Origin of the sequence: Myxococcus virescens, assembly GCF_900101905.1 — a bacterium.
Taxonomy (GTDB): domain Bacteria; phylum Myxococcota; class Myxococcia; order Myxococcales; family Myxococcaceae; genus Myxococcus; species Myxococcus virescens.
Genome location: NZ_FNAJ01000008.1, coordinates 264,629 through 289,216, shown reverse-complemented (window position 1 = coordinate 289,216; position 24,588 = coordinate 264,629). Strand labels below are relative to the sequence as shown.

Genomic DNA, 24,588 nt, shown 5'->3' with positions numbered 1-24,588 from the left:
TTCGGCGGTCGTTACGACGTGTGGCCAGAGGTCGCGTTCGGCTCAGGCCAATAGTGGCTGTCGGGCAGCTCGCGAGGGCCGAAGATCGCCTGCCCCACGCGCACGATGGTAGCGCCCTCCTCGACAGCCAACTCGAAGTCGCCGGACATCCCCATCGAGAGCTCGTTCATCGTGATGCCAGCCGGCGCCTCCTCACGCAGCCGCTCTCGCAGCTCCCGAAGCAGCGCGAAGCACGGACGCACACGCGTCGGATCGGCCGACAGCAGCGCGAGAGTCATCAGCCCATGGACGCGCAGCGAGGAGAAGGCGGGCAACTCGCGGACGAAGCGGGCGACCTCATCCGGCGGCAGGCCGAACTTGCTGGCCTCACCGGACGTGTTGACCTGCACCAACACGTCGAGCGCGCGCCCCTCCACCTGCAAGCGTCGATCGAGCGCTTCCGCGACGCGAACGCTGTCCAGCGCTTGAAACTCGCTGGCGAAGCGCGCGACGACCTTCGCCTTGTTCGTCTGGAGGTGCCCGATCACCGACCACCGCAGGTCGGTGAGATCTGTCATCGCCTCGGCTTTACCCAACGCCTCCTGGACCTTGTTCTCGCCGAGTTCGCGGCAGCCAGCCGCGTAGGCCATGCGGATGCGGGCCTCGGGCATGGTCTTGCTGACCGGCAGGAGACGGACCTCGACCGGATCGCGACCGACTCGCGCGCATGCGGCGGCGATGCGCCCGCGAACAGTCGCCACGTTGCGCCGAATGTCCTCGGCACTGTACGCAGGTGAGTATGCAGGGGTGCTGATGGCTGCCTCCTGGAACGCGCACGTCCTTGCGCGCGTTCATAAATGGCAAGAGACTGGCCCCATGGACAGCCCCAGAATCAAGAATGATGAGGGTCCAGTCAGGCGGCCGTGGCGCTTCGACTTCACCCTCGAACGGGACACGTCCGTGTCGCAGCAGACGCAGCTCACCCGAGCGCTCATCCACGAGATCCAGCGCGGGAGGCTCCCTCCGGGCTCGATGCTTCCGGGAAGCCGAACCCTCGCAGACCAGCTCGGGGTGAATCGGAAGGTGGTCGTCGCGGCGGTGGACGAGCTCGTCGCCCAGGGGTGGCTCGAGACGCGCCCCGCCTCTGGAACGCGCGTGGCGGCCTCCCTACCGCGCTCGGCGATCGCTGACGTCGAGTTGCCCACGCAGCGCAAGTCGGCCTGGCCGCGTCGGGACACCTCCCTCGTGTCGATCACCGATGGGTTGCCGGACCCTCGGCTCGCGCCGCAGGCGGAGTTGGCGCGCGCATACGCGCGGGCGCTTCGCTCTCTCAGCCGAGCGGCGGTGGGCTACGGCGACGCAGCAGGAGATCCGAGCCTCCGCGAAGTGATTTCGAGTTTCGTCAATCAGGCGCGCGGGCTCTCCACAACCATCGATGAGATCTTCCTCGCTCGTGGAGCGCAGGGCGCGCTCGGCCTCTATTCACTGGCGATGCTCGAACGTGGCGACGTGGTCGCTGTGGAGGTGCCAGGTTACGCACCTGCGTGGCGCGCGTTCGAGTTCGCGGGGGCGAAGGTCTCGTACATCCCCATCGATGGCGAGGGCTTGAGGACCGACGTCCTCGAGAAAACGGCGCGGAGGCTGTCGGGCAAGCTGAAGGCCGTCTACGTGACGCCGCATCATCAGTACCCGACGTCGGTCTCCATGACGCCGGAACGACGGATCAAGCTGCTGCAGCTCGCCGAGCACTTCGACTTCACCATCATCGAGGACGACTACGACTACGAGTACCACTTCGAAGGTGAGCCGCTGCTACCGCTCCACGCGACCGGAGGATCGCGGCGCGTCGTCTACATCGCGTCGCTGTCCAAGCTGCTCGCGCCGACCGTGCGGCTCGGCTACCTCGTCGCGTCGGAGGAGTGCATTCGCAAGCTGAAGGAAACGCGTGAGCTGCTCGAACGACAAGGTGACGTCGTCCTCGAGCACGCCATCGCGGAGCTCTTCGAAGACGGGACGCTCCAGCGTCACGCGAGGCGAGCCCGCCGAGAATACAAAGCACGCCGAGATCACCTCCTCTCGCGGCTCCGCGCGACGCCTGCGCTCGACGCGTGCTTCGACTACTCCGTGCCGGCGGGTGGGTTGGCGCTGTGGCTGACCCTGCGCAAGGGGAGCATCGACTCGTTGGTGGCAAGGGCGCGTGAGGAACACCTGCTGATGGCCCCAGGCTCCACCTACCTTCCCAAGGGGCGCCTGGACGCCATTCGGCTCGGGTTCGCCGCGCACACGCCGGACGAGCTTACGCGAATCTGCGACACGCTCGCCCGTTGCATTCCAAGCTGACCGCCCCGCTGTCCCCCTCCTGCCTCCCGGGCGGCTTTGCCTCCGAGGAGGCTCCCCCAAGCAGGAGGTGAGGAGGCGAGGGTGGCACCCCAGGCAGCGGCCAGGAAGGAGCCGATGAGGGAGAAGCCGGCGCGTGTGGCATGGGCAGAACTGCCGGGGAGGACGTTCGACTTCGACGTATGCGCCTGCGTGAGGTGAGGTGTGGAGGCAGGCGGCGGGTGCTGGCGTACGAGAAGGAGGCGGGAGGGGGGCGAGGGATTTTGGAGCAGCTGGGACTGCCTGCAGCAATCGTGAAGAGACCTGGATGGGGTGAGTAGGCCCCGGGGGCAGTGGTGCTACCAGCCTCTGCGCATCGCTTCCCGCCGGGCCTCATCTCGCCGTGCGTCCTCGCGCTGCTGGCGGCGCCGCTCTTCCTGCCGTGCTTCCTCTCGGCGTGCATCCTCGCGCTGCTGGCGGCGGAGCTCTTCCTGTCGCTGTGCCTCCTTTCCCCAGTGCACCTCGCGCCAGATGGCCGCCTCACCTTTCTCCGGTGTGCGTCGGCCTGGGGGCGACGAACCGCTGCCACCTGCTTCCGCGCTGCTCTCCTGCTGGCGCTGACGCTGCTCGTGCAGCGCGACGTTGGAGACGCACGTGCCACTGACGCAGGTGTTCCCCAGGTAGCAGGGCTGCTGGGAGCCGCAGGACTCGCCCTCGTCGCGGTAGCGAATCTGGCTTCCTGGGGCCACGCACTGGCCAGCCTGGCACGTCAACCCGGTGCAGCAGCCTCCGTCAGCCGTACACCTTGCCCCCGGGCCGGAGCAGGTCGGTGCTGCCGCCAGGCCGGGGAGGGTGCACGTCCCGTTTCGGCAGGCGAGGCCGCCACAGCAGGAAGTGCCAGCGCCACAGGCGGCGTCTTGGCCCGCGCATGTGGGCTGGGCCAGGCATTGTCCCTGCTGCCACGGGTTGCCCGGGTCCTTGCCCGCGCAGACGTAGCCGGGGCAGCAATTCTCCTGTGAGAAACAGCCCCCGCCGCCTCGCATGCAGAAGTTCGGCGACTTCTTCAGTCCTCGGCAGACTCCCTCCACGCAGGCGTTTCCAGAAGAGCAGCAGTCCGCGCTCGACGCACAGGGGCCGTCGCTGTTGCTGCACGTGGCGCCGTTGGCTCGGGCTTGAAGCGGGGCGAGGAGGAGGGTGGCAAGGAGGAGGAAGAGGTAACGGGGCATGGCAGGGCGTCTCGCAAGCGGAGTGCCTGCTCGCGGCAGAGGGCCGCCATTGGATGGGGCGTCTACGTGCTGGGACGGGCGTACCGGCTCCTGGCCTGGAGCGGGGGCAGGCCACTGTCCCCGGCCTCCGCTCCAAGCAGAGGCCGGGGCTTCACGCCCGTGGGCACCACGGCGGGCTCCGGGCCGCCGCGTCAGGCAGGCTCGAATGCGAGCTGGCAGCAACCCGTGAGCGCCCCCTCCTCCACCTGGAGCGTGATGTGCTCGATGCCGAACTCGTCATGGAGCCGCCGCTTCACGTCGTCGAGGAAGGCGTCGTCCAGCCGCGGCTCCCGCATGACGAGGTGCGCGGTGAGCGCGGCCTCGGTGGTGCTCATGGCCCAGACGTGCAGGTCATGGACCTCGGACACCCCTGGAGTCTGAACGAGCCGCTCGCGCACCTGACGCACGTCGATGTGTCCCGGCACCGCCTGGAGCGCGAGGTTGACGGAGTCCTTGAGCAGCCCCCACGTCCCCACGAAGATGAGGCCCGCGATGGCCAGCGTCACCACCGGGTCCAGCCACGCCCAACCCGTGTAGTAGATGAGGAGACCCGCCAGGACGACGCCCAGCGACACGGCCGCGTCCGCGGCCAGGTGGAGGAAGGCGCCTCGGATGTTGAGGTCGCGCTCGCGGCCCTTCCAGAAGAGCAGCGCCGTGGCCGCGTTGACGACGATGCCCACGCCCGCCACCGACATGATGGTGAAGCTGGACACAGTGGTGGGCTGCCCCAGTCGCCGCACCGCCTCCCAGCCCATGCCGCCCACCGCGACCAGCAGCAGCAAGGCGTTGAGCAGCGCGGCCAGGATGGTGGCGCTCCGGAAGCCGTAGGTATGGCGCTCCGTCGCCTTGCGTCGGCCCAGGACGCTCGCCCCCCAGGCGAGGACGAGCCCCAGCACGTCACCCAGGTTGTGCCCCGCATCCGCCAGCAGGGCGAGCGAGCCGGACAGGATGCCATACGTGGCTTCGACGCCGACGAAGGCCAGGTTGAGACCGATGCCGAGCATGAAGGCCCGGCTGTGCGAGTCGGGCGCGGCGTGCGCGTGCGCGTGCCCGTGTCCGTGAGAGTGGGAGTGCAAGTGTCCCGCCATGGAGAACGGCTCCTTCGTTCCAGTTCTCCCTCCTGACGACGCGCCTGGGCCCCGGTTACAGTCCGCCCGCCTCCTCGCAGGGGCAGTCCACGCAGCCCTTGCGGCAGCAAGTGGTTCCGCACGCCTGCTCCAGCCTCCGGCCCAACGCCTGCCGGGCCCGATGGAGGCGCACCTTCGCGTTGGTGTGGGTGATGCCGGCCGCCTCCGCGAACTCCGCCAGGGTCTGCCCGTCCAGGTCCACCCGCTGGAGCGCGTCGGAGTACTCGGGCTTCAGGGTGGTGGTGAGCGTGGAGACACAGGCACAGACGGTCCGCTCCAGTTCGGCCGCGTCCTCGGTGGACAGGGGGCTCTCCTCGGCGAGGGCCCGCAGGGCGCGCCCCTGGCGCTGCTCGTGCCGGTAGCGGTCGATGAGCGCGTTGCGAAGCAGGCGGTAGAACCAGGCCACCGCCCGCTCCTCCTCACGCAGGGTGCTCCCGCGCTCCACGCTCTTGAGCAACGCGGCCTGGAGCACCTCCTCCGCCGCCTCGACGCTCCCGACGTGGGGTGTCAGGAAGGCGAGGAAGCGCTGGCGGTTCTGGAGCAGGAGCGCGAGGACCTCCGGGGACATGGCCCCAGCCTCGCACATCGCGATGCATCAGCGGGCGTGGACTTCCTGCGTGGGACAGGCCACGGTGGCGGGCATGGCCCACAGCGCGTCGCCTCGCGTGTCTGAGCGGGCCCGGAAGAAGAGGGTGCTGCCCACCTGGGTGAAGGCCTGTGGGTTGGAGCCCCCCAACGGAGAGAGGTCCGCGACCAACCCCGTGCGTCCGGGCGTGCCGTCCGTCACCCAGGGCTCCAACCCCGTCCCGCCGCCGTCCGCGCTGAAGAGCAGCGTCCCGACACCGGTGTCGAAGAGCGGCGAGTAGTTCTCGTCGCCGGTGGAGAGCCCCCGGCTGAGCTCCCGCGTCCCCGCTTCCGTGCCATCCGTCACCCAGAGGCCCACCTCGCGCGGCGCGGGCCCCGAGGTGCCAATGGCCATGGACACGTAGAGCTTTCCGCCCGCGACCGCCGAGTACTCGACGTAGGGCCACGCGTCGGGCTGGCCCGCGTAGCGGTTGGGCAGCCACGTCGCCGTCGCCTTGCCACCGCCCGCGAGCGACACGCGGGAGATCTTCAACGCGGAGCCGTCCACGGTGCCAGAGGCCACGTAGACATACCCACCCAGCGCGCCCAGCAACCTCACGTAGCCGCCGAAGGAGTCCAGGCGCACCGTGCCGCCTGGCGTGCCATCCGTCCTCCACACCTCCGTGATGGAGCCTTCATCGTAGAAGGAAAACACGCTCAGGCCCGTCGCAGTGACGGCCGTGCCCTGCAACCAGACCAGATCCGCGTCCAACCGTTTGACGACCGTGGTCCCCGCCGCCGTGCCATCCGTTCGCCACAGGTAGGTGCCATTCGCCGCGTCGTGCAGGGTGAACAGCCGCGCTCCCGCGACCGGGGGCACCCCCGACGCAAACGAGTCCTGCGCGCCGAAGGTCACCAGGCGGAACGTCCCCACCTCCGTCCCGTCCGAGCGCCACAGCTCCAGCGGCCCCCCCGAGGCCGGTCGGCGGAAGAAGGTCAGCACATCCCCTACCGAAGCGAAGAGCATCAGGTCGTCGCTGGCGGGGCCTGGCGCGAAGTCCCGCACGAGCCGCGTGCCCGCCTCCGTGCCATCGCTGACCCACAGCTCCCGTCCGACCACGGGGTCCTTCACCAGGAAGAAGACGCGAGTCCCCACCGCGACGAGCGGCGAGAAGTCGCGGTAGGTCCCCGCAATCGCGGAGAACTCCTTCACGGGCACGGTGCCCACGGAGGTGCCGTCACTGCGCCACAGGACGCCGGGGCCGTCGAAGAGGTCGGCCACGAAGAAGAGCGTGCCCTGCGCGTTCGTCAGCCAGTCGGGGACCGGCAAGGCGTTGGATGGCACCGGCGCACCCGGTGGCAGGACGTCCTTCACCTTGTAGACGGCGCCCGGCGGCGCGCAGGCCAGGGCCTGCACTGGCACCTCCGAGGTCTCCTTCACCGCATCCACTGCCGCCGAATCCACGGCCTCACCGCACCCCAGGCCCGCCACCCCCAGGCCAGCCAGGACCCACCAGAACCCGACGCGCATGTGCACACTCCCTCGCCTGCCCGGAACCCGGTGACGGTGAGTCACCCGGTGGCGGGCGCCAACTGCCCTGGAGGGCAGCTCCTCGGAGGAAATCCGACACTTCGGCGTCCACCGCTGGGGTGACACCTCCCGCGCGACACCCGGGCCTGGAGGACACCTTGGAACACCGGGTGGGGCCGCCATGGCGCGCCACACCTGGTGCGTGCTTCAGCGCGAGGAAGGGGTGATTCATCATCCCGGGCTTCCCCATCCGAAAGGAGCCTTGCATGAATGCCTCCCGCCTCGCCGCTTCATGGGCCGCCGCGCTCTCCCTCTCGCTCATCGCCTGCGGAGGCGGAGACGCCTCCCTGGACGTCCCCGAGGGTGAGGCGCCCGCCACCGTCGAGCAGGGCCTGGGCGTTCCGCCGCAATGCCCGAACGGAGACCTCATCTACTGGGTTGAGAACGTGCAGGCCTGTACGATGAAGTGCGGTACCACGCGCAAGCCCGGGAAGCCCTCGACCCAGTACGCCGCCTGTCAGTCCAACATGACGGGCACGCGCACGCTCATCAACGTCCAGTACTGCCTCCCTGACTGCGAAATCGTCATCGACTAGGTCTCCCACCGGGAAGGACAGCGAGGCCTCCGGGCCCACCATCGACATCATTGGCAGCGTCGCAGGCGGTGCTGCCGCTACCTTCGAGTTCGGAGCGCGGTGCGCGCGCCGACCTCGAGAGCTCCGTGCTCCTCTCGTCCAGGAGCAGCGTTCCGCTGGTCGAGCCACGGCGGATGAAGGACTTCCCTGAGTAAGGAGCTCGCTCGTCGGCCGTACGGAGCACGCACACCCCCGGGAGGTCCGTCGAACGGGCTCTGCGCATAGATCCGCGTGCTCGCCTATCCGCACGCTCTGCCGCCCCCGTTCGGGATGATCTCGTCACCGCACGCGGTTCGCACCGCCCATGACGCTCCCAAACTTCTTCAGAGCTTCGTTCATCTCCGCGCTCGTCATTGGCACCGCCGCTCCGGCGCTCGCCGCCCCGGCCACTCCTCCCGCTCCCGTGGCGGAGGTCGGTCCCCACGGAGTGGGGATGCTGTTCCCCTCCGAGCCCTCCGGCAGCAGCTTCCACCTCGGCGACGGCGACCCCACCGACTCCGAGCCATTCTTCGACATGGAAGGCGACGAGGCCACGCCCGGCCTCGAGTCCGGCGTCCCTTACTGGTCGACCACCGGCCACCGCGTCACGTACGCGAGCGGCAAGCCCGCCGGAAAGACGGTGCGGCTCCACCTCCGTCCCGGCGGCGGCGAGCAGTCCTTCACCTGGCGTGACGGCGCCCTCGAGAACGGCTTCATCGGCAGCCCCGACGATCTCCTGAACTTCGAGGCCACCGTCTACGTGCGCGTCCACGAGGACAACGGCACGCACCACTCCATGTCCTGGAAGTTGCGCGGCGGCCAGCACACGAAGCCTGAGGTGGCGCGCTCGAGCTGCGTCGGCATGGACGTCCCGTTCGGCGGCGTCTCGCCCCAGGCCTACCGCGAGCTCGACCACCCGACCTACGACCACCTCTCGCTCACGCCCCACTTCGACTACCAGTTGCAGGAAGGCCGCTGGCTCGGCGTGAAGGTGGTCTCGTATCTGGTCGAGGGTGGCACCCGGAACCTGCTGTTCCTCGACACCAATCCCTTCGACGCCTCCGGCACGCCGCGTAACGAGTTCCGCCTCTTCACCGAATGGCACGACCGCGACGGTGAGAGCACCGGTCACTACAATCGGGCGGCCACGTGGGCCGGCTGGGAGACGACGTTCCGCGTGGACGGCTGGCGGCGGGTCGACTTCGCCTACCCCTCGGCACGCGAGATCGTGCCGCCGACCCCGTAATCGCCCTGGCGCCACGCGCGCTCGCGGTCGTGGGGCTGCTCGCCCCAGCCGATCGCGAGCGCGACGCGTCCGGTCGGCGGTGAAGCGATCGATTCGCGATATGCGCTCGGCAGAGAAGTGACAAAAACAATCACCGCTCATGCTGCGGCAAGCCATCGGTGATTTCGTAGGAGTCGCCCTTCTCTTCGACGAAGAAGTGCATTTTCACCGTCGTGTTCGTGTGTCCCTCGAAGGCGCCATCGCGATGCCGAGCCAGTCGTGCATGCGCGTGTCGAGCGGGTCCCAGAAGAGGGGGGCCCCGCACGTCGAGCAGAAGCCGCGCCGCGCCCTCTCCGACGATCGGAACCCCCTCGCGTGTCCGCACAGTGAACCGTCAGCGCGGAGCGCGGGACGTCGGTCGACACGAACACGTGCCTCTGAGTCTCCCCGGGTCTTGTCGCGCCACCTCGCCTTGTGTGGGCGGCGGTTGCTGGTGTACGTGAAGTGCCTTCGAATAGCGCTTGAAGCTCGAGGATGACCGGCCCGGCAAACTGCATGGCGGGCCGCCGGGCACACACGCCCCAACTGCTTGCGGCCGATGCTGGCGTGGGCTCCTCGCGAGGCGTGAACCGCATTGAGCCAGCGGGCCGACGAGCCAGGCAGCCGCTTCCGAAGGCCCTCGCGAGTCGGCCGCTCCAGCGCCGCGCGGAACTTCGAGCCTGTCGATGCCTCACGCCATGAACAGCATCACGACAGACGGGGTATGGCCGGCAGGCGCCGGGCCGAGGGATGCAACGTCCAGGGCCCGGCGATACCAGCCAACCCACCTCGTATCGTCTGCTTGGAGGCCACGGGCCGCGCGGCCCGTGTGCTCCGCGGCGACACTGCATTACGGAGTCCTTGGACGTGAGCACAAGCAAGGGAACATCCCGGCGGGCACGCTTGACCCAGGCAGATGTCGCGGGCCGCGGTTCGAAGTCACCGGAAACAACGCCCGGGATGTCCACTCCGCCGTCTCAGCGGGCCCCGAGGCCAGCACGTCACCAGCGCGAGCCGGGTGAAGGCCAGCAGGAACGCCGTTGGTCACGCGACGTGACGGAGCGAAGCAACGCACTCGACCTTGAAGAGGGAGTCTTCACGCGGGACCCGAAAGACATGGCCCGCTCACTGAAACGCTCGGCGGAACAAAGCAGCCGACGGAAGGCTTCACCCTTCCAGTCCGCCATGTCGATGCTCACGTTCTTCGAAAACCGAGCGGGCCGCGGCCTGACGCCGGAAAGGCGGCAGGCCCTCGAACAAGCCAAGGATGAACTCCGGAGACTCTACGGCCGGCCGACGAAGGGCACACCACCCGCCTGATGTGATGCCACGTCCTATCTCAAGGCCGAGGAGGTGGCGACGGTGCTTGTCCAGGTGCCTCCCGAGTGGCGGTGCCTGTCCGCCACGGCCGTCGATACCGGAATGCGGCGGGGCGAACTCGTGGCTCTCCAGAAGGGGGAATCCTCGTTACGAGGAGTTGGGAGGCGGGCGCTACGAACTGCGGCCCTACCTCGTCCGGGCGATGCGGGAGAGCCCCTCGGGGGTGGGGTTCCCTCGCCCGGATGGCTCGATGCACTGCCCGAACGTGGACCTTGCCGCGCTGCTCCGGTCAGCGATGAACCAGGGGGCCGGTTGGCAGGGGCGCTCAGCCCCTGGCCGCGCTTCGCAACCCGCGGAAATGATGGGGGGCTTCCCAGAGACATGTTGCGGTGAGGGACAACCTCGCCCCGTCGCTGGCGGAGGCAGGCGAGTTGGGACGCGACCTGCGCCGGTACGTAGAGCGGGATTTCGCCAGGGACGTGGGCTGCCTCGCCGAGGGCTGGTGCCAGGGGACTCTCCCTACGCACTCACTCCTGCTTCGGTTCGGGCGACTCCCACGTGAAGTGCACGGAAGGAGCCTTCACCGCCTTCGCATCCTTCATCAGGAAGCCCTCTTCCCGCTGGGCCGCGCGCTTGAACGCTGGCCGTAGTTCCGCGGGGATGGTCAACAGCACGCCCACCACGAAGCTCCGCCCCCGGCACGCCTCGGCGGCGTAGCCGAACGAGATGCGCACGGCGACCTTGTTGCCCTCGATGTGGTGGAACGCGACCGAGCGCTTCACGGACTCGAGCCCACCGGAGTCGAAACCCACGCAGTCCTCGCCGGGCTCCAGGCTCTGCATCAGCGCCTCCACCGTCCTGGCGTTCTTGAACGCCGCCTCATCATGGATGTGCTTGCGGATGAAGCGGTCCGCCTTGAGCGCCGCGACCACGTCCTTCTCGGGAAACACGCTCAGCAGCGAGAAGGCGCCCTTGGGCTTCGTCACGTCCTCGGTGACGTAGGACGTGCTCGCGTACGGGTGCGCGCCCCCGGTGAAGCCCGAGTCCGAATTCTCGTAGCTCACCCAGTGGCCCACCACGGACAGCACCTTCATGGACTGGGAGCCCTCCCAGCCGAACGTATCGGTGCCCTCCTCGGCCTTGAAGTTGGAGAGGAAGTCTGGCTGACGTGACTGGAGGCCGAACACCTCCTTGCCATCGCGCAGGGCGCGTAGGTCCTTCGCGGACATCTCGAACGTGACGTCCGCTCCTGTCACCTTCCACTTGAGCGGCTGGGTAGGAGCCGCGAGCAGTGCCACCATCAACAGGGCGCTCATGTGCATACGCGCCATTCTGCCCGGATTCCGCTCTTGGGTCAGGCGCTTCCCGAAGCGGGAGCGGAGGAGTCGAGCATGGCACCCCGGGGCAGGGCAGAGGCCGAGGAAGGAGAGGACACCGCGAGTGGAGCGGGGGCGGGACTGAGGTGGCCCGCCTGTGTGGGCGCTACTTGCCCGCGTCCTTCGCGACGTCCTTGGCATCCTCGACGGGTGGGGCCTTGGGGAACGCGAGGTAGCCCTTCTCCGTGTACCAGGCCATGACCTGCACCTTCAGCCGGCCCGCCTTTACCATCGGGTCTTGCTCGGCGAGCTGCTTCGCCTCCGCCTTGGTGGCGGTACGGTAGATACACGCGCCGCGCATGCCCACGTCGTCCTGCTCATCGAAGGGGCCCGCGAGCACCATCTTGCCGCTCTCCCCCATGCGCGTGAGGTGCGCGAGGTGCTCTTTCTGCAGCTGCGCCAGCTCGGCCTCTGGCAGCTTCTTGGCGCCAGGCACGCGCTCGAGTAGGACGAGGTAGTGCCTGTCGAACTCGAACTTCTTCGCGGCGGGCTGGGCCGGCGCGGCGCCGAGGGTGAGCAGGAGCAGGGCGGTCGTGAGCGTCATGGCGAGGGTCCTCGGGAAGCAGGGGCGGGGAACCCTAGAGGCAGCGGCTGACGCGACGCCACTTTCCGGTCGATGAGAGAAGGGCAATCCCACCACCCCGAGGTGGCGATGAAGGTGACGCTGGGCAGCGTGCTCGTGGACGAGCAGGCCAAGGCCCTCGCGTTCCATGCGGACGTGCTCGGCTTCGTGATGAAGCTGGACCTCCCGGCGGGCGAGTACCCGGCTGAGCACGCCACGCCATCGTTAACAACGCGGCGCTGGCGGCGCAGCACCTGCGCGAGCGTGGCGGTGTTGGACGTGGACCACCACCACGGCAACGGCACCCAGGACATCTTCTGGGAGCGCGCCGACGTGCTCGTCGTCTCGCTGCACGGCACGCCGGAGACGGAGTACCCCTACCTCCTCGGCTACGCCGGCGAGGGCTTCACCCACAACTTTCCGCTGCCGCGCGGAACCACCTGGGCGCAGTACAGCGCCGCGCTCGACTCCGCGCTGGACGCCGTGCCCGCTTCGGCCCGGATGCGCTGGTGGTGTCGCTGGGCGTGGACACCCACGTGGGAGACCCCATCAGCACCTTCGCGCTCGAGCGCGAGCACTTCCCTCTCATGGGCCGGCGCCTCGCGCTGCTGCGGCTGCCGACGGTGTTCGTACAGGAGGGCGGCTACGCGGTGGAGGACCTCGGCCTCAACGTGGCCGGCGTGCTCGGGGGCTTCGACGCCGGACGCTGAAGGTGGGCGCAGGCACGCTACTCCCGGATTGGCTCGGCGGGCTGCTCGCTGCGCCGGTGCCGCGCGTAGAGCGCGTCGCGCCAGGCGACGATGTCCGGATAGCGCGTGCAAAGCTGCGGGTGGAAGCCCGCCGCGCGCGTGGCGGGGCCTACCGCGAGGTGCTCGCCGTCCACGGGTGACACGAACTGCAGCGTCACCGCCATCGCGAGGTCCGCGTAGGTGAGGCGGTTCGCGACGAGGTGGCGCTTGCCGCCCGCGAGCGCACGCTGTAGCGCCTCCAGCTCGAATACCAGCGTGGCCTCCGCCGCCGTGCTGTCCGGCATCCCGTACTTCCTGCGCAGGAACGCCATGGCGAAGTCCACCGCGGGCACCGAGAGCTGGCGCACGAAGCCAGGGAAGGCGGGTGGTTGCTGCTCCAGCTTCGCGGCGCGGTCGTTCGCGAGCCGGTCGAGGTAGCGCACCCGCGCCGCGCCGAGCGCGGCCTCGCTGCGGGCGTTCCAGGCGGCGATCTCCTCGGCGTGCTCGGCCGGAAAGAGCGTGGGCGCGCTGCCGTGCGCGTCCGCGTAGCGAGCGATGTGGAAGGAGTCGATGAGCGGACCCTCGGGCGTGAGCAGCATGGGCGTGCTCACGCGCCCCTTCAGTCGCCGCGCCCGCAGCCGCAGCGAGAGTTCACCGATGAGCGGGTAGTGCTCGCGGTACGCATACGCGAGGCGGTGGTGGTCCAGCGCCCAGCGGGCCTTTTCGGACCAGGGAGACGCAGCCTCGCCAATCAGGGTCCACGTCATCACTGCGCCTCCGTGCGCAGCTGCTGCTGCAGGAAGGTGCGCCAGTCTTCAATGAGCTGCGGTGAGAAGTCGTGGCCGAGGTCGGGGTAGACCTTCACATCGATGGCGACACCGGCTGCCTTCAGTGCGTCCACGCGCGCCGCGGTCTGCGGGGCAGTGGTAATGGGGTCGACTTCGCCCTGCAGCACCCACACGCGCCTCGTGGCCGGTGCATCGGGCGTGGGGTCCCCGAGCAAGCGTGAGCCCATGGGCACCGCGACATCCACCTGCTCCGGGTGGCGCAGCGCGAGCGCCCAGGCGAGGTCTCCGCCGTAGGAGAAGCCTGTCACGGCAACGCGGCGGATGCGGGGGTGGGCGGCGCGCAGCTCGCGGATGAGCTCTGCGAGCCGCGCGGCCATCTGCTCTACATCGGCGGTCTTCTCCTCGGTCGCCTTCTGCTCGTGGCCGGCGGCGAACCAGGTGAAGCCCTCCCTGCGCGGGTGTGGGCCGCGCGGCAGCACGATGCGGGTCGGGGTGCGCCAGTCCTCGAGCAGCGGTCTCCAGAACCCGGGTGTGGACCCGGAGTAGTGCAGCGCGACGAGCATCGCCTCGGGCTCGCCTGCTCCGACGGTGTAGGTCTCGTAGGTGAGCGCGGGGGCAGCAACCGGTGCCTCGCGGGGCACCTGGGGCGGGTGGGCACACGCGAGACAGAGCGCAGGCAACATCCGGAGCACGGCGAGGTGCAGGGGCTTCATCATCAGACCTCCGACAGCGGAAGGGGAGACGCGGCGCTCACTGACTCTGCGGGCGTTTCTCGCTTGCCTGCACGCGCAAGGGAAGCCGGTTCTGGCGTGGCGGCAGCGGGCACAGGCTGTAGGCGGAGAAGGTGCAAGTGGGGTTGTATGCCCGGTTGTAGTCCCGCACGACCTGGCCCCCACGGGCGTCTCGGCCTCGCGCACCGCGCCGTTGGTCTCGTTGCGGTGGGCCTCGTCGCCGCCTGCATCGCCGCGAGCCGGTGTTCGAGCCCGCCGCACCGTCAGCCGCTCGCGCGCCACCAACTTGCCCTGGAGGTGGAACACCTCGTCCAGGCGCACGGCCAGCGTCTGGTGGGGGCGCACGTTCTCACCGAGCCGTCCGGCCCCTCGGGCTTCCCGGCGACCACAATCCAGCCCGGCACCGCGAATGCGTGAAGCCTCGGGCCTGCGTCACCCGGTGAAGACGCCCCAGCAGATGTCGTTCCGCGTCCGCTGGTCTTCGAGGACCAGCTCACGGAGGGTGGCGGGGAGCCGTTCCCGCTGCCATCCGAGCTCCTGCAGACGGGCGCCTTCTGCGTTACCCACGGCGACCGACGCGGCGGCGGCCCGGATGGCGTACGCCGCCGCGCCCAAGTAGTGCGCTGCGACGTGGGCGACGGCCACCGCCTGGCCTGCCGCGAGAGCCGCGAACCTGGCCGGGTCAGGCAACCCACGAGCCGCGGCGTTGGCCACGAACGCGGTTTGGTGGGCGTCACGCATCCGCACTTCGCCCCTGATCCACGCCCGTCCCACGGCGATGGCGTCACGTGGGCGCGCGTCCTCAGGGCACGCGCTTTCGAAGAAGGGCAGGACGTGCTCCGCGCAGAGGGCAGCCCACTCCGCGAGCAGGTGGTGGTCCTCGTCGGTCAGGCTCCCGCCACGACGAATCGTGATCAACCTGGGGTCTCGCTCTTTCGGCAGGATCGGCATGGCCAGATTCTCGCCCAGCCTCCTGGTCGACGCGATGGGGTCGGCGATGGGCGGCACGACAGGGACCTCCTGTCGCGCCGTGCTCCCCCAGGCGGGCGAGGAGGCGAGGATGGCGCTTCAGGAGGCGCCGAGGAAGGACAGGACGCGTTGTAGGCCACCGTCCAGCCCTGCCCGAACCCATCCGTCATCTGGAGCGACAACCCCGAGCCCGTGTCCGTGTTCAGCCCCGTGAGCGTTGCCCAGTGCGTCGAGCTCCCAGCAGGAGTATGAGCGCTCCGAGGAGTGGCACCGAGGAGGTGGTGGTGCAGCCAGATTTGGACGGAGCGCCGCCATCGCCGTCAGGGGGGCTGGCACCAGCGTCCGGGACACCCCCGTCAGCCTCCGGCACGCCACCATCGCCGGACGGGACGCCGTCCCCTCCATCCGGGACGCCGCCATCCGTTGAGATGACGCACCCGGGGGTTGGCAGTCCTCGAGGGTAGGTCTCGCAGATGCCTTGGAGCGTGCCAGGGTCGATGATGCGCTTCTGCGTATCGCCCCATGGCAGGACGCGAGACATCGTGGAATCAGTGCGTGTCAGCAGGGCGAACCCCAGCCCCTCGCCGATGGAGCGTGTCACCAGGCTCTGGACATCTCCGATGACGCAGCCGGGCTCGATGACTCCCTCGTCGCAAGGGGGACCGTCCAGCGTCGTGAGCATGCCATTGCTGTTGTTGAGGCTGAGCTCGGTGCCGAGAATCTCACCGGTGGACATCCGGAAATAGCTCGTCTCCTCGACGACGTCCCTTGGCGCGAAGGGCCAACAGTCATACTTGTCGGGACAGGATTCATTCTGCCAGCAGGCATCGTCATCGGGGACGATGTCCGGGCAGTTCACCTGGCGGAAGGTCACCAGCATCTTCCCGTCGAGCGGTCGCGGTGCGGGATGGGGTACATCGTCGCCGGGTGTGAACACCAGGTCCGAGCAACTGGCCACGGCCTGGTTCCAGGTGTTGAACGCGGCGGTAACCGCGGCCCTTTCTTCAGCGGTCGGGTGGCCACCCGAGGTGGTCATCGCATAGGTCACGGTCCTGTCGCCGCGGCACAACTCCAGCCCTTCGTAGCGTGTACGTTCGTATGGCTGTGCCCGCGCGCTGGTCACACCGAAGAGGATGACGGAAGGAATGAGAAGAAAGGCTCTGGAAGGAGGCATGTCCGGATAATCATAGACGGTGCGGTTGACGTGCGGCGCGTTCCGGCCCCGGTCGCACAGATGTTCCGGTGGATGCTGAATGCGGCTTCCAGGTTAGCCGCCGTGGGCCGCGCGGTGGAGGTGGGGGCCTTCGACTTCACCGCGGATGGTGTCGCGTCCCTGCCGCTAGATGGCGTGATGCCGCCGACGCGCCGGACGGAGTTCCCGCTCGAGTGGCGCCTGCCGGCCTATACGGGCAGGGCCGTGGACGCGCACCCGCTCGCGACGCCGTCGATCTCCGCCTTCTACGCCATCCCCGACCCGTTCCACTCTCGGGAGGCACTGCCCAGGGCCCGCGCGGATGCGTTCAGCTCGCTCTTCACCACGCCGTGGTGCGGGCTCGGGGCCCGTGACGCAGGGCCCGTCGTCCCAGGCCCGCTACTTCACCTGCGCGATGCAGTGGCGGGCCTGGCACTTCTGGAACCCCACGTTCACCAGCGCGTGAACCACGAGGTGGTGCGCTCGCCCTTCGGCTTGGGGCTCTCCAGCGTCACCTGCGGCAGATGGGCATAGGCGGGGACTCGCACGTCTTGTACGCGTAGACGCGCTCGACGGCGCGGAGTTGGACCCAGGGCACTACGAGCGTGAGGTACCCAAAGAAGACCTGCCTACCGATAGGCTCCTCGCTTGCGGCGGGAGGCGCACAGGGCCATCACGAACAGCAGGGCCGCCGAGGAGGCTGCGCCGCCCTGGCTGGAGGCGCAGCCGCAGCCGCTGTCCGGCGGCAGGATGAGCGGGAGTTGCTTGTGGATGGTGAGGTCGAGAACGAGATCCGTACTGCCCTCGTCGTCATCCGTCACGCGGATGTGCACGGGAAAGTGGCCCCAAGTGCGGGCCTCGGTCGTCCACGTGTAGAGGCCCTCGGGCGTCACGGTGCCTGGGCCCTCGACGAGGTTCCAGGTCAGAGGGTCCCGTTCGCCCGCCGCGTCCGTGGCCTTCAACTGGAGCGACACTACGTCGCCACCGCGGAGCGTCTGGGCGGGCACTGGCTCGGGGATCGGGGGCCGGTTGGCCACCTGCACTTCGCGCACCTCCTGCGAGAAGGCGCCCGCGTCGTCTGTCACGGTGACCTTCACGGTGTAGAGGCCGTTGTCGGCGTACGTGTGAGTGGCCTCCGGCCCGGAGGCCGGCGCGCTTCCGTCGCCGAAGTCCCAGGTGAAGGTGAGGGTGTCCTGCTCGCCGCTATCGCTCGCCTGGACGTGGAAGGTGAGCGCCTCGCCCTCATCTGCGTGGGCAGGGGCCGCCACCGGCACCAGCACCGGAGCAGCGTTCCGCACTTCCATCACCCAGGACTGCTGCACGGTGTCGATGCCGTCCGTCACGGTGAGCACCGCTTCGTAGGTGCCTTCGTTGGTGTAGGCGTGGATGGGGCTGGCTTCCTCGGAGGTGGCGCCGTCGCCGAAGTCCCACGTGAAGGTGAGGGCGTCGCCATTGGCGTCCGCGGCGGAGGTCTGGAAGTGGAGCGCCTCGCCTTCGAAGGGGCGCTGCGTCTGGAGAGCGACGGCCACCACGGGCGCGCTGTTTCCCACGCGCAGCGTCACCGTGGCCGGTGCCGAGGTGGCGAGGCCGTCCGAGGTTGTGAAGGTGAAGGCCGTGGTGCCGCGGAAGCCCTCTGCCGGGGTGAAGGTCAGCTCGGGCAGGGTGCCGCCGAGCGTGCCGTGCTCGGGCGGTGTGTGGATGGCGAAGGTGAGCGTGTCGCCGTCCACGTCGGTGCCCGCGAGCGTCAGCGCGGTGAGGTTGGGCTCTACCTGCAGCATCTGGTCGAGTGCAATGGGGGCGTCATTCACCGGGCGTACGGTGAGGGACACGGTGGCCGTGGAAGTGGACTCTCCATCGGACACGGTGAATGTGAAACCATCGGCGCCATGGAAGTCCGCGGTCGGGAGGTACGTCACCTCCGGCGGCGTGCCGGTCAGGGTGCCGTGCTTGGGCTGGCTGGCCACCGTGAAGGTGAGTGTCTGTCCATCCGCGTCCGTGCCGGTCAGCGAGAGGGATACGGAGGTGTCCTCGTTCGTCTCGCACGACTGGGCCGCTGCCACGGGGACGTCGCTCGTCGGCCGCACCCTCAGCGACACCGTGGCCGGTTGCGAGGTGGCTCCCTCACTGTCGCGAATGACGAAGGTGAAGCCGTCCTCTCCGTGGAAGTCGGCTGCGGGCGTGTACGTCACCTCGGGAGGGGTGCCGCTCAGCGTGCCGTGCGCGGGCGGAATGGTGATGGTGAAGGTGAGCGTGTCCCCGTCCACATCCGAGCCACGCAGCACCAGGTCCAGCCCCGTGTCCTCGTCCACCGATGCGCTCTGCACGAGAGCCACCGGCGCGTCATTCACGGGTGAGACGGTGAGGGTCACCGTGGCCGGAGCGGACTCGGCGCCCGATTCATCCGAGACGGTGAACGTGAAGCCGTCCTCTCCGTGGAAGTCGGCTGCGGGCGTGTACCGTAGAGCTGGAGGTGTTCCCGTTAGCACACCGTGGAGCGGCTGCGTCCGCACGGTATAGCCGACCGCTTCGCGTTCTGCGTCCTGCCCCTCAAGCACGAAGTCCGTCCACCCGTCCTCATCCACTTGGACGATCTTCGCCTGAGCCACTGGAGTGTCGTTCACCGGCGTCACCGTCACCGATACCCGCGCGGACACGGAGCTGGTGCCCGCGGCGTCCGTCACCTGGAACGTGAAGCCGTCCTCCCCGTGGAAGTCCTCGTGAGGCGTGTACGTCACGTCCGGCGGCGTGCCGCTGAGCGTGCCGTGCTCCGGCAGCGTCGACACCGTGAAGGTGAGCGCATCCCCGTCTACGTCGGAGCCCGCGAGGGTGAGGAGGATCGCCACGTCCTCCTCCGTCTCCGCCGCCTGCGCCTGCGCGACGGGCGCGTCGTTGTCGGCCGTCACGGTGAGGTCCACGGTGGCGGGCGAGGAGGCCACGCCCGACGCATCCCTCACGATGAAGCTGAAGCTGTCACTCCCGTGGAAGTTCGCTGCGGGCGTGTACGTGACCTCCGGATGCGTGCCGCTCAGGGCGCCATGGGCGGGCCCGGTGACGATGGCGTACGTCAGCGCGTCGCCATCCGCGTCGCTCCCGGAGAGCGTGAGCGGCAGGACCGAGTCTTCGCGCAGCGTGGCCGACTGCGCATGGGCCACGGGGGCCACGTTGACGGCCCTTACGGAGAGACTCACCGTGGCGCTCTCCGAACTCCACTCCCCATCCCGCACCCGGAAGGTGAAGGTGTCCGGGCCACGGTAACCCGGGGCCGGCGTGTACCGCACGTTGGGCGCCGTGCCGCTCAGGGTGCCGTGTGCGGGAGCCCTGTCGATGTGGAAGGTGAGCGGGTCCCCGTCCACGTCCAAGCCTTCCAGCATGAGGTCCACGCTCGTGTCCTGGTCCAGCGAGGCGCTCTGCGCGAGCGCTAGGGGAACGTCATTCCAGGGCCGCACGGTGATGGACACCAGGATGGGGTCGGACGCGAGCCCCGAGGCATCCGTCACGATGAACGTGAAGCTGTCCGTGCCGTGGTAGTTCGGCGCGGGCGTGTACCGGAGGTTCGGGGGCGTCCCCGTCAGCGTGCCGTGCTCGGGCAGGGTCTGCACGCTGATGGTGATGGCCTCGCCATCCGGATCGACCCCCACAAGCGGCTGTAGGTCCACCGGCGTGTCCTCGTCTAGCTGGAGGGTGACCGGCACGCCGATGGGCGGGTCGTTCACCGGCGTTATCGTCAGCGACACGGTGACGACCGCGGAGCTCTCTCCCGAGGTATCCGTCGCGCGGTAGGTGAAGCTGTCGGCGCCGTTGAAATTGGGGAAGGGCGTGTACGTGAGAATGGGCATTGTTCCGGAGAGCAGGCCCTGTGACGGAGGCGTGACGGTGGTGAAGGTGACGGCATCACCGTCCGCATCCGTCGCCGCCAGGGGGACGGGGATGGGCACGTCCTCGGTGGTGGTCAGCGTCAGCGCCTCGGCCACCGGCGCACGGTTGAAGGTGACGGTCCGCGCCCGGATGCGCTCGGCTAGCGAGGTGGCTGCCGGGTCGGTGCGCTGGTACATCAGCAGGAATTGGGACGGCGCATGCGAGGCTGCGGCGGGCAGCACCTCGTTTTGCGGCGACGCGGCGATGGGGAAGGGGGCATCAAGGAGCGCCCCTGTGGCGCCGGACACCCGCGCGCCGTGGATGTCCTGGTTGCTGCTGGTGGTCTGCTCCTCCCAGGCGACGAAGTAGTTTGCTCCGTCCGAGGCCACGGTGGGATTGCGCTGGGCGGTGGACGTCGTGGCAATGGCCAACCCAGACGGCTCCATCACTGCGCCCGCGGCGGAGACGCGCGTGCCGTAGATGTCCTGCCCGGCGCTCCGCTCGTCGTGCCAGACGACGAGCCAGTCCCTCCCCGCGGAGGCCACCGCCGGTGCCGCCTGGCTGCCCGAGGCATTGCTGAGCACGAAGCCCCCCACCGCGCTCACCGTGCCTGTGCGGGACACGCGCGCGGCATAGATGTCGTAGCGGGTGGTGGAGCTATTCCGGTAGTCCGTCCAGGCAACTAGATAATCCGTGCCGTTGAAGGCGATGGCGGGGTCCGTCTGCCCTCCTGAGACGCTCGGGGTGAGGTTCGTTCCGTAGGTCGGTGTGATGGTGCCCGCCGCGGTCACCCTCGCGCCGAAGATGTCCCACGAGGCTGCGCCATTGAGCGCGTTCCGTTCGTCCTCCCAGACGACGTACCAGTCCGTGCCGTCGGAGGCCAACGCCGGCTTGCGTATGGCATAGGGAAGCATACTGATGCTCCAGCCCGTGCGGATTTCGCCCGCCCGGGACACGCGCACGCCATGGATGATTTCGTCGTCGTCGTCGCTGCGGTTGTCGTCCCAGGCCACCATCCAGTCCGTGCCGTTGGAGGCGACCGTCGGGTTGTCCTGCTCGCCCCTTACCGTGCACAGGGGCAGGCCCGACGGATCCAGGACCACGCCCTGGCTCGTCACCCGGACGCCGTAGATGTCCGACTCGCCCGCGCGGTTATCCCGCCAGACGACGAGGTAGTCGGTGCCGGTGCGAGCCACCGCGGGGGCGTACTGGTCATTGGGTGAGGTGCTCAGGAGGAGGCTGGTGGTGTCCCTGACCATGTCCTGTGTCGTCACGCGCGCGCCATGGACGTCGTAGCCGCCGGTGTGGGCCTCGTACCATACGACGAGCAGGTCCCCGCCGCTGGACGCCACAGACGGCAGGTACTCGGCCCGAGCCTCCGTAGACACCGCGACGGGGCCCCGGTAGGACGGCGTTCCGTCCCAGCCCACCCCCGTGCCGTAGATGTCCGGGTAGCTGGACCGGGCATCCTCCCAGACGACAAACCATCCGTACCCCCGGGCGGCGACGTCCGGGTAGCTCTGGCTCCCGCTGAGCGGCGCGAGGACCTGTCCATTGGGGGAGAGCACCGAGCCCGTGCCCGACACGACGGTGCCGTAGATGTCCCCTTCAAAGGAGGCGGCGCGCCGGTCCTCCCAGACGACGAGCCACGCGCCGCTGTTGGCGGCGACGGCGGGGTGCCGCTGGTCTCCGTCCATCGCCGAGATAGTCAAGGGTGTCGTGTCCCGCAGCGTGCCCGCCGAGGAGACGCGCGCGCCGCGGATGTTCAAGGCCTGCGTGCTGGTGGTTTCCTGCCAGACGACGAGATAGTCCACGCCGTTGAAGGCGACGTCCGGGGTGGTGGCCCAGCCCGTCGAGGAGCTGATGCGCACCGGGTTTGCCACCGGCTGCCCCGTGGTGGACAGCCGGGTGCCGTAGATGGCCGAAACCCAGTTGTGGCTCTCGCGCCAGACCACGAAGTACTCCGAGCCCGACGAGGCGACGACCGGCTCGGCCGGGGCGGTGGTCGTCGCGGCGATGAGGATGCCGGAGGGGTCCAGCACCTGTCCTCCGAGGCTCACCCTCGTGCCATGGATGCCCGAAGCGTACTCCCAGACGACGAACCACTCGTTCGCCCCCGCGGTGATGGACATGCCGGCGGAGGAACTCGCTGCACGGGGGAGGGTGAAGCCATTGACGTCCAGTACCTGACCCGAACTGGAGACGCGCGTGCCGGTGACCTGCATGGTCGTCGGTGCGTAGTCATGCCAGACGACGAGCCAGGACGAGCCATGGGCCGACACCGCCGGGGTCCGTTGGTCTCTGACCTGCGGGCCGATGACGGGCGTGTCCATGCCAAATTCGGGGGAGATGCGCGGGTTGAGCACCGCCGGGTAGGCGGATGCGTCCAGCACTCCGGCCGGGACGCGAAGTTGGATGTGGCCCTCGGAGAAGCGAGCCTCCACCGGGATGCGATGGCCGCGCCCATCCACCCAGGTGCCGTGCCCGTAGCGGAAGCCCAGGCCCGTGCGGGCGTCGGCGAAGTGAAGGCCCGTGTCGGTGGCGCCCTGGAACGTGAGGCCCTTCACTGGAACCTCCACGATGAGGTCGCCGGAGCCCGCGGGTGCGTGCTCGAAAGCCCAGGATTGCTCCACTCCGTCCTCGGCGTTGCGCAGGTGTTCGGTGACGTCGCCGCGCGTGAGGACGAGGTGGCCGTCCTGCTCGACGCGTCCCTGGGCGGGGGCGTCGCCGAGGGGCCGCGCTCCACGCTTCAGGCCGGGCGTGCCCAGGGTGAGGGGCGCGCCTGCGAGCGGTGCGACGGGAGCGCTTGCATTCGTCACCTCGCCGGGCCCGGGGGGCACGTCCTGCTTCCGGATGTGGTGATAGGGCGTGAGGGTGAGGCCCTCCGCGCCAGAACGGACCGTGTACGTGGAGTGGCCGCCGCTCCACGTACCGTTCTCCGGGCGCCAGGCGAAGTGCACCTGCCGGATGATGGCGCCCACGTCGAAAGGAGCACTCTCCGACTGTGGGGCGCGGGCCTCCGGGGCGGCGTCCGACGGGGTCGCCGTCGCGGCGGAAGTCGGCGCGTCGCGGGTGCAGGCCAGTGCAAGGGACAGCGCTAGCAGGCAGCCGATACGGAAGGACGCTGGGAGCGGAGACGGGGCGGGAGCGCGCATGAGGCTTCTCGGGGAGCGAAGGCAGGGTGGACCGCGGGTTTCCGGAAGCAACGGAGCCGCGCCGTCCAGACAGACGACAGTTGTGTCCCAAGGGCCGTGAGGACTCGCTGCACATCGCATGACTGTAGGGTCCAGGGGAAGGGGGCCTTCCCTGGCAAGACTGTCCAAAAACTCGTCTTCCCTGGATGCTCGGAAAGGCATACGTCCAGGGCGGGTCAGGTCCACCCCAATCCTAGACGTCCGTCCCCGCCTGCGTCAGGCTCGGGCGCGCGGCTCCAGCTCGATGGTGGCCGGCATCTGCTCGATGACGCTCCACCTGACATCAATTCACCTGCAAATGCTTGCGGACGGCGGGCGACTGGCTGGGGGCTTGCCCGCGACGAAGAAGGCGTAGTCGTCGGTGAAGCCTTGGGAGCGCAATTTCAGCCGTACCAGCAATGGATGAGGACCCAAGCCCCCCAGTGTGTCGATGTCTGAAATCAGCTCTCCTTCCTCTCCCGGCGGAAGCTTCCAGTCCGCCCCGCTGTCTGGACGACGATACTGCCTGGTGAGCATCTCAATCCCTCTGCCTCGGTAGGGATGACCATCGACCGTTAGGCAGTCCAGGAGTACCAGCGCGTCATCCGCTCTTCGAGCGGAGCCGCACTCTCATTGCGCACTCACCGTCGCAGGGGATAGGAGGGCGTGCTGCGAGTCGACAATCCGACCTCGCGCCGGGCACAGTGGGCCTCCTTCGAGCAGTCGCCCCAGGCGGCGAGCAGGGCTGCCTGACCTCGCAGTAGCGGGATGGGGGCCCGGGTTGGAAGCCGTGTCGACTTTCGCGCGGACGCGGGGATCCGCCCAGCCCAATAAAGCGGCCACTTCCCGGATGCGCGTCTCTTCCTTCGGGGCGTCGTTCATCAGGGGTGCGAAGTCGTTGTCCTCAAGCGTGGGAGGCCGAGAAGGGGTTCTCGTCAACGCCATCCACGTTGACGCAAGCACCGGCGTGGCTGCCTGCTCGAATCCACACCGATTCAACGTGTCGATACGAAGCTCGTCGCCAGTGTGGCCGTGTCCGCTGTGGGAGTTGGCGTGGCTGCGAGCGCAGGAAGGGAAGTACGCGGAAGCAGAGCCCTTGGCGAAGGTGGGGCGACGCTTCGCACCCGAGAATCCCCATGCGCTCGAGACCTCAGCCCTGGTGGCCTTCCACCAGGGCCATTGCCGGGAAGCGGTCGCGGACCCACAGCAAGCGGTGGCGAAGTTCCCCAAGGAA

At 68.9% G+C, this 24,588-nt stretch carries 20 protein-coding genes and 1 pseudogene; 8 read left to right on the top strand and 13 right to left on the bottom strand.

Features of this window, described 5'->3' with window-relative positions:
* Nucleotides 1-11: 11 nt before the first annotated feature.
* Nucleotides 12-752, bottom strand: coding sequence for a YggS family pyridoxal phosphate-dependent enzyme (locus BLU09_RS23760; RefSeq protein ID WP_261771127.1), 741 nt, complete (start codon nucleotides 750-752; stop codon nucleotides 12-14).
* 103 nt (nucleotides 753-855) lie between these two features.
* Between BLU09_RS23760 and pdxR the strand changes: the two genes are divergently transcribed.
* Nucleotides 856-2,319, top strand: a complete 1,464-nt coding sequence (pdxR, locus tag BLU09_RS23755) for a MocR-like pyridoxine biosynthesis transcription factor PdxR (RefSeq protein WP_090491786.1) — start codon at nucleotides 856-858, stop codon at nucleotides 2,317-2,319.
* A 335-nt stretch (nucleotides 2,320-2,654) separates the two neighbouring features.
* Here pdxR and BLU09_RS23745 read toward each other — a convergent pair whose 3' ends face one another.
* Nucleotides 2,655-3,044 carry a hypothetical protein gene (locus BLU09_RS23745; protein ID WP_143043186.1) on the bottom strand — a complete coding sequence of 130 codons (390 nt, stop codon included), beginning with the start codon at nucleotides 3,042-3,044 and terminating at the stop codon, nucleotides 2,655-2,657.
* 292 nt (nucleotides 3,045-3,336) lie between these two features.
* On the opposite strand from BLU09_RS23745, the gene BLU09_RS39930 reads away from it, so the two are divergent.
* Complete coding sequence (locus BLU09_RS39930) at nucleotides 3,337-3,471, top strand: hypothetical protein (protein WP_261771115.1); 135 nt, start codon at nucleotides 3,337-3,339, stop codon at nucleotides 3,469-3,471.
* A gap of 241 nt (nucleotides 3,472-3,712) precedes the next feature.
* Here BLU09_RS39930 and BLU09_RS23740 read toward each other — a convergent pair whose 3' ends face one another.
* Genes BLU09_RS23740 through BLU09_RS23730 form a run of 3 tightly spaced genes read right to left on the bottom strand, consistent with a single transcriptional unit; the run spans nucleotide 3,713 to nucleotide 6,782 of the window.
* Entirely contained in the window at nucleotides 3,713-4,648 is a 936-nt protein-coding gene (locus BLU09_RS23740; RefSeq protein WP_090491784.1) for a cation diffusion facilitator family transporter, read from the bottom strand.
* A 55-nt stretch (nucleotides 4,649-4,703) separates the two neighbouring features.
* Nucleotides 4,704-5,273 carry an RNA polymerase sigma factor gene (locus BLU09_RS23735; RefSeq protein ID WP_090491782.1) on the bottom strand — a complete coding sequence of 190 codons (570 nt, stop codon included), beginning with the start codon at nucleotides 5,271-5,273 and terminating at the stop codon, nucleotides 4,704-4,706.
* A 9-nt stretch (nucleotides 5,274-5,282) separates the two neighbouring features.
* A complete protein-coding gene (locus tag BLU09_RS23730; protein WP_244171976.1) occupies nucleotides 5,283-6,782 on the bottom strand; it encodes a hypothetical protein in 1,500 nt (499 codons plus the stop codon).
* A gap of 266 nt (nucleotides 6,783-7,048) precedes the next feature.
* Here BLU09_RS23730 and BLU09_RS23725 point away from each other — a divergent pair, with 266 nt between their 5' ends.
* The 3 genes from BLU09_RS23725 (at nucleotide 7,049) to BLU09_RS39995 (ending at nucleotide 9,980) form a co-directional block, all read left to right on the top strand.
* Complete coding sequence (locus BLU09_RS23725) at nucleotides 7,049-7,378, top strand: hypothetical protein (RefSeq protein ID WP_090491779.1); 330 nt, start codon at nucleotides 7,049-7,051, stop codon at nucleotides 7,376-7,378.
* 343 nt (nucleotides 7,379-7,721) lie between these two features.
* Nucleotides 7,722-8,642 (top strand): hypothetical protein, encoded by a 921-nt coding sequence (locus BLU09_RS23720; protein ID WP_090491778.1) that lies wholly within the window; start codon nucleotides 7,722-7,724, stop codon nucleotides 8,640-8,642.
* Nucleotides 8,643-9,410: 768 nt separating this feature from the next.
* Nucleotides 9,411-9,980, top strand: coding sequence for a DUF3175 domain-containing protein (locus BLU09_RS39995; RefSeq protein WP_306440805.1), 570 nt, complete (start codon nucleotides 9,411-9,413; stop codon nucleotides 9,978-9,980).
* Between the two features lie 527 nt (nucleotides 9,981-10,507).
* On the opposite strand, the gene BLU09_RS23705 is transcribed toward BLU09_RS39995, so the two are convergent.
* Nucleotides 10,508-11,311, bottom strand: coding sequence for a polysaccharide deacetylase family protein (locus tag BLU09_RS23705; protein WP_090491776.1), 804 nt, complete (start codon nucleotides 11,309-11,311; stop codon nucleotides 10,508-10,510).
* A 151-nt stretch (nucleotides 11,312-11,462) separates the two neighbouring features.
* Nucleotides 11,463-11,900 carry a YciI family protein gene (locus BLU09_RS23700; RefSeq protein WP_011555222.1) on the bottom strand — a complete coding sequence of 146 codons (438 nt, stop codon included), beginning with the start codon at nucleotides 11,898-11,900 and terminating at the stop codon, nucleotides 11,463-11,465.
* Nucleotides 11,901-11,972: 72 nt separating this feature from the next.
* Between BLU09_RS23700 and BLU09_RS39925 the strand changes: the two are divergent.
* A pseudogene (locus tag BLU09_RS39925) lies at nucleotides 11,973-12,338 on the top strand (hypothetical protein); the annotation flags it as partial.
* Nucleotides 12,236-12,628: an arginase family protein gene (locus BLU09_RS39920; protein WP_306440806.1), complete on the top strand. Its 393-nt coding sequence runs from the start codon at nucleotides 12,236-12,238 to the stop codon at nucleotides 12,626-12,628. The pseudogene BLU09_RS39925 and the gene BLU09_RS39920, both read left to right, overlap by 103 nt.
* A 17-nt stretch (nucleotides 12,629-12,645) precedes the next feature.
* Here the strand turns inward: BLU09_RS39920 and BLU09_RS23690 are convergent, their stop codons facing one another.
* The 5 genes from BLU09_RS23690 to BLU09_RS23670 all read right to left on the bottom strand — a co-directional run bounded on the left by BLU09_RS23690 (nucleotide 12,646) and on the right by BLU09_RS23670 (nucleotide 16,308).
* A complete protein-coding gene (locus tag BLU09_RS23690) occupies nucleotides 12,646-13,413 on the bottom strand; it encodes a glutathione S-transferase N-terminal domain-containing protein (protein ID WP_090491775.1) in 768 nt (255 codons plus the stop codon).
* Nucleotides 13,413-14,150: an alpha/beta hydrolase gene (locus BLU09_RS23685; protein WP_090491774.1), complete on the bottom strand. Its 738-nt coding sequence runs from the start codon at nucleotides 14,148-14,150 to the stop codon at nucleotides 13,413-13,415. The genes BLU09_RS23690 and BLU09_RS23685 overlap by 1 nt, the downstream gene beginning before the upstream one ends.
* A 34-nt stretch (nucleotides 14,151-14,184) precedes the next feature.
* Complete coding sequence (locus BLU09_RS39485) at nucleotides 14,185-14,316, bottom strand: DUF1684 domain-containing protein (protein WP_244171975.1); 132 nt, start codon at nucleotides 14,314-14,316, stop codon at nucleotides 14,185-14,187.
* Nucleotides 14,317-14,597: 281 nt separating this feature from the next.
* Entirely contained in the window at nucleotides 14,598-15,173 is a 576-nt protein-coding gene (locus BLU09_RS23675) for a putative immunity protein (RefSeq protein ID WP_244171974.1), read from the bottom strand.
* Between the two features lie 163 nt (nucleotides 15,174-15,336).
* Complete coding sequence (locus tag BLU09_RS23670) at nucleotides 15,337-16,308, bottom strand: MYXO-CTERM-anchored inactivated metalloprotease (RefSeq protein WP_090491772.1); 972 nt, start codon at nucleotides 16,306-16,308, stop codon at nucleotides 15,337-15,339.
* 102 nt (nucleotides 16,309-16,410) lie between these two features.
* On the opposite strand from BLU09_RS23670, the gene BLU09_RS39065 reads away from it, so the two are divergent.
* Nucleotides 16,411-16,860: a hypothetical protein gene (locus BLU09_RS39065; protein ID WP_208610771.1), complete on the top strand. Its 450-nt coding sequence runs from the start codon at nucleotides 16,411-16,413 to the stop codon at nucleotides 16,858-16,860.
* A gap of 95 nt (nucleotides 16,861-16,955) precedes the next feature.
* Here BLU09_RS39065 and BLU09_RS23660 read toward each other — a convergent pair whose 3' ends face one another.
* Nucleotides 16,956-23,336, bottom strand: a complete 6,381-nt coding sequence (locus tag BLU09_RS23660) for an Ig-like domain-containing protein (protein ID WP_143043185.1) — start codon at nucleotides 23,334-23,336, stop codon at nucleotides 16,956-16,958.
* Nucleotides 23,337-24,588: the final 1,252 nt, after the last annotated feature.

Excerpts from the sequence above, each read along its gene's own strand:
- pdxR (WP_090491786.1), top strand. The coding sequence starts at position 856 with ATGGACAGCCCCAGAATCAAGAATGATGAGGGTCCAGTCAGGCGGCCG.
- BLU09_RS39930 (WP_261771115.1), top strand. The coding sequence starts at position 3,337 with ATGCAGAAGTTCGGCGACTTCTTCAGTCCTCGGCAGACTCCCTCCACG.
- BLU09_RS23740 (WP_090491784.1), bottom strand. The coding sequence starts at position 4,648 with ATGGCGGGACACTTGCACTCCCACTCTCACGGACACGGGCACGCGCAC.
- BLU09_RS23735 (WP_090491782.1), bottom strand. The coding sequence starts at position 5,273 with ATGTGCGAGGCTGGGGCCATGTCCCCGGAGGTCCTCGCGCTCCTGCTC.
- BLU09_RS23730 (WP_244171976.1), bottom strand. The coding sequence starts at position 6,782 with ATGCGCGTCGGGTTCTGGTGGGTCCTGGCTGGCCTGGGGGTGGCGGGC.
- BLU09_RS23725 (WP_090491779.1), top strand. The coding sequence starts at position 7,049 with ATGAATGCCTCCCGCCTCGCCGCTTCATGGGCCGCCGCGCTCTCCCTC.
- BLU09_RS23720 (WP_090491778.1), top strand. The coding sequence starts at position 7,722 with ATGACGCTCCCAAACTTCTTCAGAGCTTCGTTCATCTCCGCGCTCGTC.
- BLU09_RS39995 (WP_306440805.1), top strand. The coding sequence starts at position 9,411 with ATGCAACGTCCAGGGCCCGGCGATACCAGCCAACCCACCTCGTATCGT.
- BLU09_RS23705 (WP_090491776.1), bottom strand. The coding sequence starts at position 11,311 with ATGGCGCGTATGCACATGAGCGCCCTGTTGATGGTGGCACTGCTCGCG.
- BLU09_RS23700 (WP_011555222.1), bottom strand. The coding sequence starts at position 11,900 with ATGACGCTCACGACCGCCCTGCTCCTGCTCACCCTCGGCGCCGCGCCG.
- BLU09_RS23690 (WP_090491775.1), bottom strand. The coding sequence starts at position 13,413 with ATGACGTGGACCCTGATTGGCGAGGCTGCGTCTCCCTGGTCCGAAAAG.
- BLU09_RS23685 (WP_090491774.1), bottom strand. The coding sequence starts at position 14,150 with ATGATGAAGCCCCTGCACCTCGCCGTGCTCCGGATGTTGCCTGCGCTC.
- BLU09_RS23670 (WP_090491772.1), bottom strand. The coding sequence starts at position 16,308 with ATGCCTCCTTCCAGAGCCTTTCTTCTCATTCCTTCCGTCATCCTCTTC.
- BLU09_RS23660 (WP_143043185.1), bottom strand. The coding sequence starts at position 23,336 with ATGCGCGCTCCCGCCCCGTCTCCGCTCCCAGCGTCCTTCCGTATCGGC.